We start from the raw sequence: 17,752 nt of genomic DNA on the forward strand, positions 1-17,752 counted from the left end.
ACCGCTCCCCTCTCCCTAACCCTCTCCCCAGAGGGGCGAGGGAACCGATTGGCGTACGCCATGCCATTGCGCAACAGCTGACGGGAACACGACCATGAATTTCTCGCAATTCTTTATTCAGCGGCCGATCTTCGCCGCCGTGCTGTCACTGCTGATCCTGATTGGCGGGGCCATATCGCTGTTCCAGTTGCCGATCAGCGAATACCCGGAAGTGGTGCCGCCCACTGTGGTGGTACGTGCAGCCTTCCCCGGTGCCAACCCCAAGGTGATCGGTGAAACCGTTGCCTCGCCTTTGGAACAGGCAATTACCGGTGTGGAAGGCATGCTCTATATGTCGTCTCAGGGTACTGCCGACGGCAAGATGACCCTGACCCTGACCTTCGCCCTCGGCACCGATCTGGATAAAGCCCAGGTGCAGGTGCAGAACCGCGTAACCCGCACCATGCCGACCCTGCCCACTGAAGTGCAGCGTCTCGGCGTGACCGTCGACAAGGCCTCGCCCGACCTGACCATGGTCGTGCACCTGACCTCGCCGGACGACCGCTACGACATGCTGTATCTGTCCAACTACGCCGCGCTCAATATCAAGGATGAGCTGGCGCGTCTGGATGGCATCGGTGATGTGCAACTGTTTGGTCTGGGCAACTACTCGCTGCGCGTCTGGCTCGACCCGAACAAGGTGGCCTCGCGCAACCTGACTGCCGCCGACGTGGTCAACGCTATCCGCGAGCAGAACCGCCAGGTCGCTGCTGGTTCGCTCGGCGCGCCGCCGTCGGATGCGGGCAATAGCTTTCAGTTGTCGATCAACACCCAGGGCCGTCTGGTCACTGAGGAAGAGTTCGAAAACATCATTATCCGCGCCGGTGAGAACGGCGAAATCACTCGCCTGAAAGACATCGCACGGATCGAGCTGGGCTCCAGCCAGTACGCCCTGCGTTCCTTGCTGAACAACAAACCCGCAGTCGCCATCCCGGTGTTCCAGCGCCCTGGTTCCAACGCCATCGAGATTTCCGATGCGGTGCGCGCACGCATGGCCGAGCTGAAGCAGAGCTTCCCGCAAGGCGTGGACTACGAAATCGTCTATGACCCGACCATCTTCGTGCGTGGCTCCATCGAGGCGGTGGTGCACACCCTGCTCGAAGCCATCATCCTGGTGGTGCTGGTGGTGATTCTGTTCCTGCAAACCTGGCGCGCCTCGATCATCCCGCTGGCCGCCGTGCCGGTGTCCTTGATTGGCACCTTCGCCGTGATGCATATGTTTGGCTTCTCGCTCAACGCCCTGTCGCTGTTCGGTCTGGTGTTGGCCATCGGCATCGTGGTGGACGACGCCATCGTCGTGGTGGAAAACGTCGAACGCAATATCGGCCTGGGTAAAACCCCGGTGGAAGCCACCAAGCAGGCGATGAAGGAAGTGACCGGACCTATCGTCGCTACGGCTCTGGTGCTGTGCGCGGTGTTTATTCCTACGGCCTTTATCTCCGGGCTTACCGGACAGTTCTATCAGCAGTTCGCCCTGACCATCGCCATCTCCACGGTGATCTCGGCGATCAACTCGCTGACCCTGTCCCCTGCCCTGGCCGCCGTGTTGCTGAAAAGCCACGACGCGCCGAAGGATCGTTTCTCCAAGCTGCTCGACAAGCTGTTTGGCGGCTGGTTGTTCAAACCCTTCAACCGGGTGTTCGACCGCGCCAGCCATGGCTATGTCGGCACCGTGAAGCGCGTGCTGCGCGGCAGCGGCATCGCCCTGTTCGTCTACGCCGGGCTGATCGGTCTGACCTACCTGGGGTTTGCCACCACGCCGAGCGGCTTTGTACCGGCGCAGGACAAGCAGTACCTGGTGGCCTTCGCCCAATTGCCAGATGCCGCGACCCTAGATCGCACCGAAGATGTGATGAAACAAATGTCGGAAATCGCCGGCAAGCACCCTGGCGTGGCCAACACCATCGCCTTCCCGGGCCTGTCGATCAACGGCTTCACCAACAGCCCGAACAGCGGCATCGTCTTCGTCGCCCTAAAAGACTTCGACCAGCGCAAGGACGAGAACATGTCCGCCGGGGCCATTGCCGCTGAGCTTAACGGCCAGTTCGGTGGGATTCAGGAAGCCTACCTGGCGATCTTCCCGCCACCACCGGTGCAAGGCCTGGGCACCATCGGCGGCTTCCGCCTGCAGGTGCAGGACCGTGGCAACCTCGGTTATGACGAGCTGTACCTGCAAACCCAGAACGTTATCGCCAAGGCGCGCCAGCTGCCGGAACTGGATCCGATGTCGGTGTTCACCAGCTATCAGGTCAACGTGCCGCAGATCGATGCTGCCATCGACCGCGAAAAGGCCAAGACCCATGGCGTGGCGATCAGTGACATCTTCGACACCATGCAGATCTACCTGGGTTCGCTGTACGCCAACGACTTCAACCGCTTTGGCCGTACCTATCAGGTCAACGTGCAGGCCGAGCAGCAGTTCCGACTGGAGCCGGAACAGATCGGCCAGCTCAAGGTGCGCAACAACCGTGGCGAAATGGTCCCGCTGTCAGCTTTCCTCAAGGTCAGCGCCAGCTCAGGTCCGGATCGGGTGATGCACTACAACGGCTTCCTCACCGCCGAAATCAACGGCGCGGCAGCCCCCGGCTACAGCTCCGGACAGGCCGAGGCGGCGATCGCCAAACTGCTCAAGGAAGAATTGCCCAACGGCATGAGCTTCGAGTGGACCGACCTGACCTACCAGCAGATTTTGGCCGGTAACAGCGCGATCTTCGTCTTCCCGCTCTGCGTGCTGCTGGCCTTCCTGGTGCTGGCCGCCCAGTACGAAAGCTGGAGCCTGCCGCTGGCGGTGATCCTGATCGTGCCGATGACCCTGCTGTCGGCCATCACTGGGGTGATCCTGGCGGGAGGCGACAACAACATCTTCACCCAGATCGGACTGATCGTGCTGGTGGGATTGGCCTGTAAGAACGCCATCCTGATCGTCGAGTTCGCCAAGGAGAAACAGGAAGAAGGCATGGACCGCGTCAGCGCGGTGCTGGAAGCCTGCCGCCTGCGTCTGCGGCCGATTCTGATGACCAGTTTCGCCTTCATTATGGGTGTGGTGCCGCTGGTACTGTCCTCCGGCGCCGGTTCTGAGATGCGCCATGCCATGGGTGTTGCGGTATTTTCCGGCATGCTCGGCGTGACCTTCTTCGGCCTGCTGCTGACCCCGCTGTTCTATGTGCTGATCCGCGCCTTTGTGGAGAAGCGCGAAGCGCAGAAAGTGGCGCGTTTGCAGGAGGTGCAGGTATGAAGACTCTCAACGCCAAGCCTCTGGCCATCAGCCTGTTGACTCTGGCACTGACGGCTTGCGCCGTCGGCCCGGACTACCAGGCCCCGCAGATGGATGCCGGCACACTGAGCAGCGCACAAAGCAGCAACTACGACCGCTCGCGTTTCGAAACCAGCTGGTGGCAGCAGTTCGATGACCCGGTTCTCAACCAGCTGGTGCAACAGTCCCTGCAGGAGAACCGCCAACTGCGCGTGGCCTTCGCCCGCCTGCGTGCGGCCCAGGCCATCCGTGATGACATCGGCAACGATCAATTGCCGACCATCACCAGCCGTGCCAGTGGTGAATTCGGCAAGGCTCAGCAACCCGGCGTGACCGAGCAACGCGTGCGCGGCGAACGTTACGACCTGGGCCTGGACATGCTCTGGGAGCTGGACCTGTTTGGCCGTATTCAGCGCCAACTGGAAGCCAGCGATGCCGAGTTGGATGTAGCCGAAGCGGATTACCAACAGCTGCAGGTCAGCCTGATCGCCGAACTGGTAGATGCCTACGGCAGCCTGCGCGGCGCGCAACTGCGTGAACGTATCGCCCGCGACAACCTGAAAAACCAGCAGGAATCCCGCGCCATTACCGAGCAACTGCGTGAAGCCGGCGTAGGTAGCCAGCTGGATGTACTGCGCAGCGACGCACGCCTGGCCGGCACCGAAGCCAGCCTGCCGCAATTGCAGGCCGAACAGCAGCGCGCCATACACCGTATCGCTACCCTGCTCGGCCAGCGCCCGGACCAACTGAGCGTGGACCTCTCGGCTCAGGATCTACCCGCCATCGCCAAGGCCCTACCGGTTGGTGACCCGGGCGAATTGCTGCGTCGCCGCCCGGATATCCGCGCCGCAGAACGGCAACTGGCCGCCGCCACCGCCAATATCGGCGTGGCCACGGCGGATCTGTTTCCACGGGTGAGCATGTCCGGCTTCCTCGGCTTTACCGCCGGGCGTGGTTCGCAGCTGGGTTCATCTGCGGCGCAAGCCTGGGGCCTTGCTCCCACCATCAGTTGGGCAGCGTTTGACCTGGGCAGCGTGCGTGCACGCCTGCGCGGGGCCGAAGCCGAAGCCGATGGCGCACTGGCCAACTATGAACAGCAAGTGCTGCTGGCCCTGGAGGAATCGGCCAACGCCTTTAGCGATTACGGCAAACGCCAACAGCGCCTGCTGGCCCTGCTGCGCCAATCCGAAGCCAGCCGCGCCGCTGCCGAACAAGCCCGCGTGCGCTACCGCGAAGGTGAGGTGGACTTCCTCGTGCTGCTCGACGCCGAACGTGAACGCCTGAGCGCCGAAGACGCCCAGGCCCAGGCGGAAGTTGAGCTCTATCGCGGCATCGTCGCCATCTACAAGGCCCTTGGCGGCGGGTGGCAGCCTAACGCCTAGACCTGCTTGCAGACTCTCCCCCGGTTGGCCTAGCCAACCCCTTCCCGCCCCACGGCAGTTGCTCCTTGCCGTGGGGCTTTTTTTGCTTATCCGGCGCTGCCAGGCTGGCGGACAACCTTGCACCATCCCCTCCTCAGGGTTTGCAGACCTTTAGAACCTCCCAGCAAGGGCAACCTGCTAGGCTGTTAATAGGCATGCGGTCACCACCGGGGGTGAGGTATTAGCATTCGCAGGGTTCTCAACAATTTATACCTGTGCCTGGTATTTCTGAGCCCCGGCCTGGCTTCTGTCGCGCTTGCGTCCCCCCCTCAGGCACCGCCGGTGCTTATTGATGCGACCCAATCGATATTGTCGCTTGATCCTTATATGGCCTATCTACGCGCCCCACCTGGCGAGCTGACCCTGGCACAGGTGCAACAGCTTGGGCAGCGCTTCGTGCTGGCGCACGAGCGGCGCGACTTGCAACTCAGTTATATCCGCGATGAGGTCTGGCTCCGGGTCGACTTACAGTCGGTCGCCGCACAGCCCGTCGAGCGTATTCTCGCGTTGGAATATGCCTATCTGGACAGGGTCACGCTCTACCAGGTGCGCGCCAGCGGCATCGAGGTGGCGCGTGCCGGCGCTACCTTGCCTGCCGCCGAACGCACGGTACGTCATCGTCTGCCGATGTTTCCGCTGCAGCTGGCACCTGGCGAGCGCATTACCCTGTATCTGCATGTTCAGTCCCAGGGCAGCATGACGCTCAACAGCAATCTGTGGTCGCGACAGGCCTTCTATGAGAACAGCGACCTGTCCTACGTGATGATGGCCGCCTACTACGGAAGTTTGCTCGCTTTGGGCCTGTATAACCTGCTGCTGTTCTTTTCCATTCGTCATGCGTCGTACCTGCTGTACGCTTTGTTCACCTTCAGCTATGGTGCCGCAGTCATCGCCTTCAATGGCATCGGTGCGCTCTACCTGTGGCCTGAGTTGGGCAGCTCGGCCAGCCGCATTCTGCCGGTGGGGTTCACCCTCGCCTCCACTCTGGCGATCATGTTCACCCGCAGTTATCTGGATACGCCGCGCTTTTCTCCGCGCTGGAATCGTCTGTTGTTAGCTGGCACAGCCATAGGTTGGCTGGTGGTGCTGGCAGCGCTGCTGATGCCGTTGCAACAGGCGCTTTATACGATGTCGCTGTTCGGCATTCTGATCGCCTTTCTCCTACTCCTTTGCGGTCTCAGCTGCGCGCTGCAACGGGTGCTAGGTGCCTGGATTTTTGTCGTCGCCTGGTCTCTGCTGCTGCTGGGCACCTCGATGCTCGCGCTACGCAACCTGGGCCTGTTGCCATCCAACGTCGCCACCCTCTACAGCTTGCAGATCGGTTCGGCGCTGGAAATGCTATTACTATCGCTGGGCCTTGCTGCGCGCTTCAACGAACTCAAACGGCAGAAGGAACGGGCCCAGCAGGAAATGCTGCGTACCTTACGCGAGCAGGAAAGCGTCCTGGAACAGCGCGTTGCCAGCCGCACCCAGGAACTGGCCGAGGCCAATAGTCGACTGGAGGAGATGGCCAGCCACGACCCGCTCACCGGGCTGGCCAACCGCAGCGGCTTAGAGCAACACCTGCGGGCCGCCATGCTGCGCGCTGCGCGTAGCGGAAAAAGCCTGGCGTTGCTGATGATCGATCTGGATGGCTTCAAACCGATTAACGATAACCACGGTCATGATGTCGGCGATCAGGTCCTTAAGGTCATCGCCGAACGGCTCAAAGAAGTTGCCCGCGGCGGTGATTTCGTCGCCCGCTTCGGCGGCGACGAGTTTATCGTGGTCGCCGAGCAGATCACCGACCAGGCCGCCGGGGATGTCTTAGGCGAGCGTCTGCGTCAGGCGATTAACGCGCCCATCTTTCTCGACGGCAAACAATTCGAGGTCGGTGCCAGTATCGGCATGAGCCTAAGCGACGGTCATACGCCCGAAGCGCGCGAACTGCTGCAACAGGCCGATATCGCCATGTACCAGCAGAAAAACGCGGCTAAGGCGTTGGCTCAAAGCCGTACTCTGCACCGTCTTTAACCAGAAAGCCCTAAATGGGCACACCGTCAAGATTGATGCCTGAATTTCCAACAAAAGCCGTTACGCCATTTCACTGGCCAAACAGCAGTTAGCTTTCGCAATTCGCCAAGCCAGCATCAGGCAGCGCCGCCCCACTCCAGGGCTTGAAGCACTCGGCGAACCTGCTTGGCTCCAATCTCGGTTTCGCACAGCATAATAGGCGTACTTCCACCCAGAGCCTTGTTCGGCTTGGACATCCATTGCGCGGCCGCCTCTCTGCTCTCGAAAACCGCGTCGGCCAGATGAGCAACGGCAGCAATTCGATCCAGGCGTTCGGAGGCCACGGAGTCCAGCGGTTTTTGCTCGCGCATCAGCCGTTCGAGCGTGGAGATGGAGGCATTTAGCAGCGTTGCCAAGTTGCGCTCTTGAAGGTCAAAGGTCACGCGAATAGCGTGGACAAGGTAAGCAGAGAAGCCTTCTTTAATCTGGAGCAAGCGCTCTGATTCTTTGAGCAAGTCGCAACTTGAGCTGAAGTCCCAAAATTCAGCGACCCCAACGCTACGCAATTCGTCTTTTTTCTGGCCGGTTGCCGGGCAGTCGTTGAAGTACTCATCATCATCCCGTCAAATGACTGGATTAATCCATCAAATGAAGCGTAGGCCTTCTGCCAAGGCAGCGGTACTGCCATTGAGCAGGGGCGGAACTGCCTCCGCACGTATCCCTATTCATCGAATCCCCCTTTCACCATAGAAAAGGTCACAGATATATTTGCTGCTGACTGGCCCCCCTACTCCGGTGCCGCGCTGGAGGCCGCTTAATGAATTTTCGCCATGAGGGTGACCGTGGATAGGTTCCAGGAAATGAAAGTGCTGCTGGCCGTGACCGAAGCGGAAAGCCTCGCCGGTGGGGCCAAGCTGATGGGGATCTCGCCACCGAGTGCGACGCGCGCCATCGCGGCGCTGGAGCAACGCCTCGGCACCGTGCTGCTGGCGCGCAGTACACGCAGCCTGCGCCTTACCGAAGCCGGTCGGCGTTATGTGGAGGACTGCAAGCGCATTCTGCTGGAGCTGGAAGAGGCGGAAGAACTGGCCGCCGGCAGCAGCATCAGGGCGCGGGGCAACCTGACGGTGACCGCGCCGGTGATGTTCGGCGAGCTGTTTCTGATTCCACTGATCAGCGATTACCTGGCCGCGCACAGCGAAGTGACGGTTAACGCGCTGCTGGTCGACCGCCTGGTTAACCTGGTCGATGAAGGCGTGGATGTGGCCATACGCATCGGCCAGCTTCCCGAAGGCAATTTTCATGCACTCAAGGTCGGGGAAATTCGCCCGGTGATCTGCGCTGCGCCGGGGTTTCTTGATCGGGTTGGCCGGCCGAGTTGCCCGGAGGCTCTGCAGACGGCGCAGATTGCCATGTCCTCGGCCAGCCCCCTGCTCACCACCTGGCATTTCGATGGACCGGACGGCGGCGTTGCCGTGACGCCGCAACCGCGCCTGGTGGTCAGTTCCAATCAGGCGGCGATCAACGCAGCGCGCATGGGCTGGGGATTTACCCGGGTGCTGTCCTATCAGGTCGCCGAATTTGTGGCCAAGGGCGAACTCGAGATCGTGCTCGATGCCTTCGCCACCCCGCCGCTGCCGGTGCATGTGCTTTACCAGAGCGGCAGACAGGCCTCTGCCAAGGTGCGCACCTTTGTCGACCATTGCTATGGCCGGCTGCTGACAAACCCCGCGCTACGGCGCGCCGGGTCGGAGTAGCTGGGTGAACCGATACCACGAGATGCAGGTGTTCGAGGCGGTGGCGCAAACAGGCAGCCTGGCAGCGGCGGCGCGCCATCTGAACCTGGCACCGGCCACCATCACGCGCACACTGGCGGCGCTGGAGGCGCGCCTGGGCACGGTACTGCTGCTGCGCAGTCCGCGGGGGGCCAGCCTGAGCCCTGCGGGGGAAAGGTTTGCCGCCAGTTGCCGGCTGATCCTCGCGGAAATCGCCGAGGCGGAGCGCTCTGTCGCCGGCATCCATCGCCACCCTGCCGGACAACTGACGGTATCGCTGCCGCTGCTGCTGACGCACCAGGTGTTTATGCCGATAGCACTCGCTTACCTCGACGCCTTTCCCGATGTGCAGATGCGTACCCGCTCCCGGGAAAGCATGCCCAAGCTCCTTGAGGAAGGCATCGACGTTGCCTTTGTGGTTGGCCATCTCCCGGATTCGTCCGGATTCGCCGTGTCGGTAGGCCATGTAGCGCCGATTATTGCGCGTCGCCTGGGTACCTTTCCCGCTGGGGCCGGCCAGACACTCCGGACGCTCTGAAGGACCATCGCAGCGTTCTCGCCACCTCAATGGGCGACGGGAGCGACTGGCGTTTGCACGGCAATCCGGCGAACCGAGCGGCCAAGACAGCCCCCGTGCTGACCTGCACCACTCAGCAGGCCGCCATTCGCGCCGCTGTTGCGGGGCTCGGGCTGGTGCGCTGCATGAGCTACGAGGCCCATGAGGAGCTGCACAGCGGGCTGCTTGAGCCGGTGCTGGAGGCCTTCGCCGTGCCAGAGCTGCCAGCGCAGCTGATCTACCGCGAGGGTCGCAAAGCCTGCACGCGCGTGCGTACTTTCCTCGACTTCGCGGTGCCGCGCCTGCGCAGCCACCCGGCGTTTCGCCACTGAGTGCTGGCCGCCTTTCTTGCAGAAAGTGAAATTATCCATTGCCCTGCATGGCGATTCTGCTTCAGCGCATCCGGGCGCAGCATGCCCCATCAGCGTGAGAACCAGCCGGTTCGACTCAACGCTGCTTCTCTCAGCCAATGCGGAGCTTCAACATGACCCAAGCAGCCATCAAACTCTATCGCCACCCCCTGTCCGGCCACGCCCACCGCGTCGAGCTGCTGCTCTCGCTGCTCAAGCTGCCGACCGAGCTGGTATTTGTCGACCTTGCCAACGGCGCGCACAAGCAGGCCGAGTTCCTCGCCCTGAACCCCTTCGGCCAGGTGCCGGTAATCGACGACAACGGCACCGTGGTCAGCGACTCCAACGCAATCCTGGTCTACCTGGCGAAGAAATACGGCGACGGCCAGTGGTTCTCCGATGAGCCACTGGCAGCGGCGCGGGTGCAACGCTGGTTGTCGGTGGCCGCAGGCCAGGTGGCCTTCGGCCCGGCTGCCGCGCGCCTGATTACCGTATTCGCTGCGGCGTTCAATGCCGAAGAGGTAATCAACCGCGCCCACGTCCTGTTCAAGGTGATGGAGGGCGAACTGGCCACCACGCCGTTCCTGGCCGGCCCAACTGCCACCATAGCTGACGTAGCCAACTACGCCTATATCGCCCATGCCCCGGAAGGCAATGTGTCGCTGCAGGACTACCCCAACCTGCGCGCCTGGCTGGCGCGGGTCGAAGCGCTTCCTGGCTTCGTGCCCATGCCACGCACCGCCGCCGGCCTGCAGGCGAACTGAGCAAGCCGCACGCTGCCGGCACTCCCCGGCAGCTCACTCGAGGAGTGCCCGCCCATGGATCACCTCCCCAAACACCGCCACTCGCCCTGGCATGCCGGTGAAAAAGCGCTGCAAGAAAAGGTCGGCGTGGCTGAGCGGATGGAAATCTTCGGCCAGAAGGTTATCCGCGATTACATGCCCGACCAGCACCGCGATTTCTACCACCAGCTTCCCTTTATGGTCGTTGGCGCGGTGGATGCCGAGGGGCGGCCCTGGGCCACCCTGATCGAAGGGCCGGAAGGCTTTGCCTACTCCCCCGACCCGCAGCGCCTGTCGCTCGCCACCACCCCAGATCCCCAGGACCCGGCCGCCTCTGGGCTGCAAGCGGGTCAGGCCATCGGCATGCTCGGCATCGAGCTGCACACCCGGCGCAGAAATCGCATCAACGGAGTGATCACCCAGGCGACGGCGAACCGTCTGGATATCGCCGTGGAACATGCCTTCGGCAATTGCCCGCAGTACATCCAGCAGCGCACTTACGCGCGAGTTCCCCAGGCCCCGGCAGGCAAGCCTGCGCGTCAGAACTCAACGGCGCTGGACCCGCGCGCCAGCGAGATAATCGGCAACGCCGACACCTTCTTCGTCGCCAGCTATTTTGAGCACGACGACCTGCAACGCTCGGTGGATGTCTCCCATCGCGGCGGTCGGCCTGGTTTTATCAAGGTGGACGGCAACCGCCTGACCATCCCGGATTACGCCGGCAACCTGCACTTCAACACCCTGGGCAATCTTGAGCTGAACCCCAAGGCTGGGCTGCTGTTCGTCGACTTCAGCAGCGGCGACATGCTGCAGCTCAGCGGGCGTACCGAACTGATTCTGCAAAGCCCGCTGATCGCAGCCTTCGAGGGTGCCGAGCGCTTGTGGCGTTTCGATGTGGAGCAGGTAGTGCTGCGTCCGGCGGCGGTTTCCATCCGCTGGGACTTCCAGGCGTTCGCACCGACCAGCCTGATGACCGGTACCTGGGCGGACGCCGAGCAACGCCTGCGCCTGAGTGAACAACGCAAGCAGTGGCAGCCGTGGCGCGTAAGCCGCGTGGAGCAGGAAAGCCTGGACATTCGCTCGCTGTTTATCGAACCCCTGGACGGCGCAGCGGTAACCTTTCTTGCGGGCCAGCACATCCCCATTCGCCTGCAGCCTGGCCAGAGCGATGTACTGATCCGTACCTACAGCGTTTCCAGCGCCCCTTCCGATGGCCACATTCGTATCAGCGTAAAGGCGCAGGGCCGAGCTTCGCGCCATCTCCATGAGCACCTGCAGGTGGGTGACATCCTGGAGATCCGCCCGCCCCTCGGTAGCTTTACCCTGAAGACGGATAGCCCGCGGCCGGTGGTGTTGATCGGTGCCGGCGTGGGTATTACGCCGTTGCTGTCCATGGCTCGCGAGCTGGTCGAGCAAATCAGCACGCAGCAGCGAGCTCAGCCGGTTTATCTGTTCCAGGGCGGTAGAACCACACAGGAGCTGCCGTTTCAGAACGAGCTCAGGCAACTGACGCAACGCGCCGCAGGCCTGCTGCATCTTCAGCGCGCCCTGAGCAACCCTGATGCCGGCGCGCTTCTGGGCGTGGACTATGAAATATCGGGGCGTCTGGCCTTCAACCAGATCAAGGCCCATCTGCCGCTCGACGACTACGACTTCTACCTCTGCGGCCCGGCCAGCTTCACCCAGGATATGTACGGCGGCCTGCGCAGCGTGAATATCCCGGACGCGCGCATCCATGCCGAAGCTTTTGGCCCGTCGACGCTACGCCGCCAGGGTGATGAGCAACGCCCAACGCTGGTTCAGCCACCGGCCGCAAGCGCACCTGTGCCGGTGTATTTCGCCGGGTCAGCCAAGGAGGCGCGCTGGACATCACAAAGCGGCAGCCTGCTGGAGCTTGCCGAGAGCCGCGGCCTGTCGCCCGACTTCAGCTGCCGTGGAGGTTCATGCGGCACCTGCCGGACGCGCCGGATCAGCGGCAAGGTGCACTACCCCAATCCGCCCGCGGAAATGCCCGAGGACGATATGGTGCTGATCTGCTGCGCCGTGCCGGCAGAGGATGAAAACGGCATCCAACCCCTGGTCCTTGATCTGTAGCGAGGCAACCACGCCATGCACCTACAACACCAAGCCGCCGCGCGATGGAGTGCCGATGCAGCGCCCCCGGAAAGAGGCGCGGCCATCGACTCATCACCTGGGTTCTGCCTCGCCACGGAGCGGGAGTCGAGCTATATGCTGCCCCAGTTGATATCAGCACCGGAGTGTTCCACGAGTGCCCTGCCCTTATCAGCCCTAAATAGTTTGAAACATTTTTCAATGGGTTTTTAAGCAGGATTGTTATTCGAGTTGATTAGGCGTGATTTGCCAAACCAGCCATTCAACACCGCTTGAGTGACCCATCGTTCTAGATCAGATATACCGCATCGACACCCCCATCCAGTCTTCGCATATGTGTCGTTTAATCCGCCAATTACGGGCCTGAATGAGCAAATCCGGAATAAATCCGCATCCCGTGATAGTACGTTGCGCCAAGTAGAATTGAATACCGCTCACAAACGGATATAAGTGCGTTACCGAACTTAAAGTCCGCTCATGGCTAATCAGCGATATACCACTGTATAAGCACTACAGCGCACACTACAAAGAGCCGCTTAATAGCAAAGTGCCTTTGCGCGCTATCGCACCGACACTGTTTTTACCCGATGTAATGGTCTTGGTCCCGGCTCGCTGCAATCTCGCGCGACGTTCGGTTCAATCGAGATTGCCATGAATACAATAAGTGAACAGAACCCGATATACGGCTCAGTGAGAACAGCCGTCGACACGCCGCAACTCTCAGTCAGTGCGGTTTCCTGGGGTGCCATATTCGCCGGTGCAGCGGCAGCGGCAGCACTCTCCCTGATCCTGTTGATACTTGGCACCGGCCTGGGCTTGTCGTCGATATCGCCGTGGGCCAACGATGGGATCAGCGCCACGACGTTCAGCGTAAGTACGATCATCTGGGTCACCCTGACCCAACTGCTGGCCGCCGGTATGGGTGGCTACCTGGCAGGCCGTCTGCGGACCAAGTGGGTTGAAGTGCACACCGACGAGGTGTACTTCCGCGATACCGCGCACGGCTTCCTGGCCTGGGCGGTTGCCTCCCTTGCAACGGCGACTTTGCTCACCTCGGTGATCGGCTCCATCGTCAACGGTGGTGTCCAGGCTGGGGCTGCTGTGGCCGGTGGTATTGCCACTACCGCGATGGTAGCGACTGCCGGCGGCGTGGCCGCAGGCTCAGAAATGGCGACTGACGAGAGCAACAGTGGTGCCATTGGCTACTTCCTCGACACCCTGTTTCGCCGTGACATGAACGCCATGGCCACCCCGTTGGGCAGTGAGCCGAGCGCCTTGACGCCGCAGCAGGAAACCGCTGTTTCCATGGCAGAAGTGACGCGCATCTTTATGAACTCGGTGCGTACCAACGCCATGCCCGAAGAAGACATCAGCTATGTCGGCCAGGTGGTCGCCCAGCGCACCGGTCTGACTCAGCAACAAGCCGAGCAGCGGGTAAGCGAGACCTTTACACGGGTACAAGCCAGCCTCAGCGAAGCAGAAACCAGCGCACGAGAAGCCGCCGATAGCGCCCGCAAGACCTCTGCCTATGCAGCGATCTGGTTGTTTATCTCGTTGCTGATTGGTGCCTTCGTTGCCAGTTTCGCTGCTCCCTATGGCGGTCGTCAGCGCGACGCCTGATCACGCCTTCCATTCAATAACCGGAGACTGCTATGCGCTCACTACTGCTGTTATTTCTCGGGATTCCAATTCCCATCATCATCCTGCTGGCCATCTTTGTGTTCTAGGAAACTGTGGGCCCACCTGCCTTTTAACGAGGCTGCCGGCTCCAGGGTTTTCCTAGGTACATATCGCAGTGACATTCCACTTAAAGGAACACACACACATGACGACTACAGCGAAAAAAACCGCAGTATCTGTTAGCCCTGCTAAAAGACAGGACGCCACCACCTTGCTGCGTGCCGATCACAAACTGGTCGACGATCTATTTGCCGAATATGAAAAAGCCCGTTCGGCGAACAAGAAAAAACAACTGGTCGCGCAGATCTGCACCGAACTAAGCGTGCATGCCCAGGTTGAAGAAGAGATTTTCTACCCAGCGGTAAAACTGGCCTTGAAAGATAAGGAACTGGTTCCCGAGGCAACTGTCGAACACGCCACCCTAAAGGATTTGATTGCCCAGGTTGAAGGCATAGAACCCGATGGTGAGATGTTCGACGCGAAGATCAAAGTATTGGCCGAATACGTCAAACATCACGTTAAAGAAGAACAGAACGAAATGTTCCCGAAAGCCAAATCCACTGATCTGGATATGAAGGCTCTGGGCGACCAGCTCTCCGAGCGTAAAGCAGAGCTGATGGCCGCACGCGGTTAGCGCGCTCTGTCTCTATCCTGACCCAGGAGTCTTCAGTGAATACTCAAAGCCAACCCGGCGCGCAGCTATCGCAGTTGCGCAGCATGATGAAAAGTATGTCTGTGGCCACGCTCAGCGGTATTGATGAGCATGGTGCCCTGCTCAGCAGCCCTATGTCGCGCTGGGAAATGGACGATTGCGGGGCACTGTGGTTCTTCACCGATCCGCTGTGCCTGCCTGCAGCGAACCTGCCGAGTATCAACCTGAGTTTCTCCGATCCGGGTCGGACGAGACGCGTCTCTCTAACCGGGCGAGCAGAGCTTTACGCCGAGGATTTATCCTCCGAGTACTTGCTGGGGGCTATCTGGCTCGGGCATATCAACTCGCCCCGTTTTATTGCGCAAGCGCAGCTGAACAACCAGGCGCTACTCAAGTTCACCCCGCAATCGGCGGTCTACTGGCATGCCCCGCCGAGCCTGGTGGCGCGTTTGTTTGCGCTGCTGAGCTCGGTGTTTGGTGCCAAAACGCCGTCCGCAAAACCTGGGATTCACTGCGTCGAGCTACCCCCTGCCTGGAAGCTGAATGCGTCGGAGACGACGACATGATGATCTCTGAGCAAGGGCCTTATCTGCGCGTCGAAGAGATGCAGGCCCGGCCCCAAGTCTTGCCCCTAGACAGTGGCTTTTCAACGGCTAATGCCTACCGGGTGCGGGGGCTGCACAACCGCGCGCAAACCTGCGATGCCAATTTTCCGCCCCCCAATGACCGCGACGAAATCTGGTTTATCTGCGACCGGATTAGGCGCACTCCTCTGTGTTGAAAGCGGAAGAATTGAGCATCCAGCGCTTCTGCTGATCGCCCTCGGGCGTGCTCCGGTGCTTTGCGCCCTTCCCGACCGAATACCGCCGCCCATATGGCGTGGTGGAAGTCTTCACCCTAGGTTTCAGGTGAACGCTTACCACGCTCAATTTTGCAAGGAGCGTTCCCATGAGCAAGCGCAATAACGACGACCCCGTTACTCAGAACCTGACCGGTCTTGATCCGTCCCCGGCCGATGCCAACCGCTCTGAGCAGGCTGCGGCTGTGCTCGCCGATGAGCCGGGCGAATCGCTTACGACCAACCAGGGTTTGCTGATCAGCGACAACCAGAACTCGCTACGTGCCGGTGAGCGCGGCCCGACGCTGCTGGAAGATCACATCCTGCGCGAAAAAATCATGCACTTTGACCATGAGCGCATCCCTGAACGCGTGGTGCATGCGCGCGGTGCCGGTGCCCATGGTGAGTTTGAGGTGTACGAGTCGATGAGCGGCCTGACCAAAGCCGGTTTTCTCCAGGACCCGAGCCTGAAAACCCCGGTCTTTGTGCGTTTTTCCACCGTGGCCGGTTCGCGTGGCTCCATGGATACGGCTCGCGATGTGCGCGGCTTCTCGGTCAGGTTCTACACCAAAGAGGGCAACTTCGACCTGGTCGGCAACAACATGCCGGTGTTCTTCGTCCAGGATTCAATCAAGTTCCCCGACCTCGTGCATGCCGTCAAACCCGAGCCGCATAACGAAATCCCCCAGGCCTCGTCCGCCCACGATACCTTCTGGGACTTTATCTCCATGGTGCCGGAAACCAGCCACACCGTGATGTGGCTGATGTCGGACCGCGCCATCCCGCGCAGCTTCGCGATGATGGAAGGCTTCGGCGTGCATACCTTCCGTTTTATCGACGCCGCTGGCAACGCAAGCTTCGTCAAATTCCATTGGAAACCGCTACTCGGCGTGCATTCGTTGGTCTGGGATGAGGCGGTCAAGCTGGCCGGTAAAGACGCCGACTTTCATCGTCGCGACCTTTGGGAATCCATCGACCAAGGGCGTTACCCCGAGTGGGAGCTGGGCGTACAAGTCGTCGCCGAAGCCGACGAGCATATGTTCGATTTCGACCTGCTCGATGCCACCAAGCTGATTCCCGAGTCCCTGGTGCCGGTGCAGCTGATTGGCAAGCTGACCCTGAACCGCAACCCCGACAACTACTTTGCGGAAACCGAGCAGGTGGCCTTCCATCCTGGCCACTTAGTGCCCGGTATCGACTTCAGCAATGACCCGTTGCTGCAGGGCCGGCTGTTTTCCTACACCGACACCCAGCTGTCCCGCCTGGGCAGCCCCAACTTCCATGAAATACCGATCAATCGGCCCATTGCAGTGGTGGCCAACAACCAGCGCGACGGCCATATGCGCCAGGACATCATCAAGGGCCGCGTCAGTTACGAGCCAAACACCCTGGGCGGCGGTTGCCCGATGCAGCGCCCTTGGGAGCAAGGTGGCTTCGTCAGCCATGCCGAGCCGATTCAGGGTGCCAAAGCCCGGGTGCGCAGCCCCAGCTTTGCCGATCACTTCTCCCAGCCGGCGCTGTTCTGGCGCAGCCAGGCCGCCTGGGAACAGGCGCATATCGTCGACGCCTTCTGCTTCGAGCTGGGCAAGGTCAGCGTGCCGGCCATCCGCGAGCGCATGGTGGCGAACCTGACTCAGGTCGACGCCGCACTGGCGCAACGGGTAGCCGACGGCCTGGGCATGGCTGTGCCGCCACCACCGACGGGCGCCGAAAGCCTGCCGCGCACGGATAAACCCGCGATGGACGCCGCGCTAAGCATGGCCACTACCCGCACCGACTCCATAGCCGGGCGCAAAGTGGCGGTACTGGCGGCCAACGACGTTGACGCCACGACCATCGAAACCCTGCGCGCCGCCTTACTCGCAGCAGGTGCCACGCTGAAAGTGATTGCCCCGCAACTGGGCGAGATCCGCAGCGGCACGGGGAAAACCCTCAGGGTGGACCACAGCCTGCCCACCGTCGGCTCAGTGCAGTTCGATGCCGTGTATGTGCCGGGTGGAACCAAGAGCGTTGACGAGCTCTGCAAGAATGCCCAGGCCCTGCTGTTCGTCAAAGAGGCCTATAAGCACGGCAAGCCCATCGCCGCCACCGACGACGGAGCCATGCTGATCGACAAGGCTGCCCGCCCCAGCGGTAACCAGGGGCCAGCCTTTCAAGGCCCCGGGGTTATTACCGCATCCGGGAAGATGGCCAACGGCGATTTTGTCGAAAGCTTTCTCTCCAGCATCGCCAAACACCGCATAACCGAGCGTCCGGACCTGGATGCCATCGTGGCTTAAGCCAGCCTGCGGTGTAGACCGCC

The 17,752-nt window shown here is 61.2% G+C and carries 11 protein-coding genes and 1 pseudogene; 11 read left to right on the forward strand and 1 reads right to left on the reverse strand.

Translation table 11 applies throughout. The features are described 5' to 3' along the window. Positions 1-94 precede the first annotated feature (94 nt). From VMP31_RS21455 to VMP31_RS21465, 3 genes are all read left to right on the forward strand, one after another. Entirely contained in the window at positions 95-3,274 is a 3,180-nt protein-coding gene (locus VMP31_RS21455) for an efflux RND transporter permease subunit (RefSeq protein WP_325509731.1), read from the forward strand. Next, a complete protein-coding gene (locus tag VMP31_RS21460; RefSeq protein WP_325509732.1) occupies positions 3,271-4,674 on the forward strand; it encodes a TolC family protein in 1,404 nt (467 codons plus the stop codon). Before VMP31_RS21455 ends, VMP31_RS21460 begins: the two co-directional genes overlap by 4 nt. 366 nt (positions 4,675-5,040) lie before the next feature. Then, positions 5,041-6,726, forward strand: a complete 1,686-nt coding sequence (locus tag VMP31_RS21465; RefSeq protein WP_325509733.1) for a diguanylate cyclase domain-containing protein — start codon at positions 5,041-5,043, stop codon at positions 6,724-6,726. A 116-nt stretch (positions 6,727-6,842) separates the two neighbouring features. Here the strand turns inward: VMP31_RS21465 and parS are convergent, their stop codons facing one another. Beyond that, positions 6,843-7,199, reverse strand: a complete 357-nt coding sequence (parS, locus tag VMP31_RS21470; protein ID WP_325509734.1) for a type II toxin-antitoxin system Xre/ParS family antitoxin — start codon at positions 7,197-7,199, stop codon at positions 6,843-6,845. Positions 7,200-7,547: 348 nt separating this feature from the next. On the opposite strand from parS, the gene VMP31_RS21475 reads away from it, so the two are divergent. The 8 genes and pseudogenes from VMP31_RS21475 to VMP31_RS21515 all read left to right on the forward strand — a co-directional run bounded on the left by VMP31_RS21475 (position 7,548) and on the right by VMP31_RS21515 (position 17,729). Further along, entirely contained in the window at positions 7,548-8,462 is a 915-nt protein-coding gene (locus VMP31_RS21475) for a LysR family transcriptional regulator (protein WP_325509735.1), read from the forward strand. 22 nt (positions 8,463-8,484) lie between these two features. Then, positions 8,485-9,368: pseudogene (locus VMP31_RS23500) on the forward strand (LysR family transcriptional regulator). Positions 9,369-9,520: 152 nt separating this feature from the next. Continuing rightward, the gene (locus VMP31_RS21490; RefSeq protein WP_325509737.1) at positions 9,521-10,150 is read left to right on the forward strand and encodes a glutathione S-transferase; all 630 of its coding nucleotides are present in this window, start codon (positions 9,521-9,523) and stop codon (positions 10,148-10,150) included. A 54-nt stretch (positions 10,151-10,204) separates the two neighbouring features. Continuing rightward, the gene (locus tag VMP31_RS21495) at positions 10,205-12,262 is read left to right on the forward strand and encodes a pyridoxamine 5'-phosphate oxidase family protein (RefSeq protein WP_325509738.1); all 2,058 of its coding nucleotides are present in this window, start codon (positions 10,205-10,207) and stop codon (positions 12,260-12,262) included. A 669-nt stretch (positions 12,263-12,931) separates the two neighbouring features. Then, positions 12,932-13,900 carry a hypothetical protein gene (locus tag VMP31_RS21500; RefSeq protein ID WP_325509739.1) on the forward strand — a complete coding sequence of 323 codons (969 nt, stop codon included), beginning with the start codon at positions 12,932-12,934 and terminating at the stop codon, positions 13,898-13,900. A gap of 205 nt (positions 13,901-14,105) precedes the next feature. Continuing rightward, positions 14,106-14,594 (forward strand): hemerythrin domain-containing protein, encoded by a 489-nt coding sequence (locus tag VMP31_RS21505; RefSeq protein WP_325509740.1) that lies wholly within the window; start codon positions 14,106-14,108, stop codon positions 14,592-14,594. A 35-nt stretch (positions 14,595-14,629) separates the two neighbouring features. After that, positions 14,630-15,178: a pyridoxamine 5'-phosphate oxidase family protein gene (locus tag VMP31_RS21510; RefSeq protein WP_325509741.1), complete on the forward strand. Its 549-nt coding sequence runs from the start codon at positions 14,630-14,632 to the stop codon at positions 15,176-15,178. Positions 15,179-15,560: 382 nt separating this feature from the next. Further along, positions 15,561-17,729, forward strand: coding sequence for a catalase (locus VMP31_RS21515; RefSeq protein WP_325509742.1), 2,169 nt, complete (start codon positions 15,561-15,563; stop codon positions 17,727-17,729). The last annotated feature ends 23 nt before the right edge of the window (positions 17,730-17,752 follow it).

It is taken from the genome of Pseudomonas sp. (assembly GCF_035512415.1).
Classification (GTDB): domain Bacteria; phylum Pseudomonadota; class Gammaproteobacteria; order Pseudomonadales; family Pseudomonadaceae; genus Aquipseudomonas.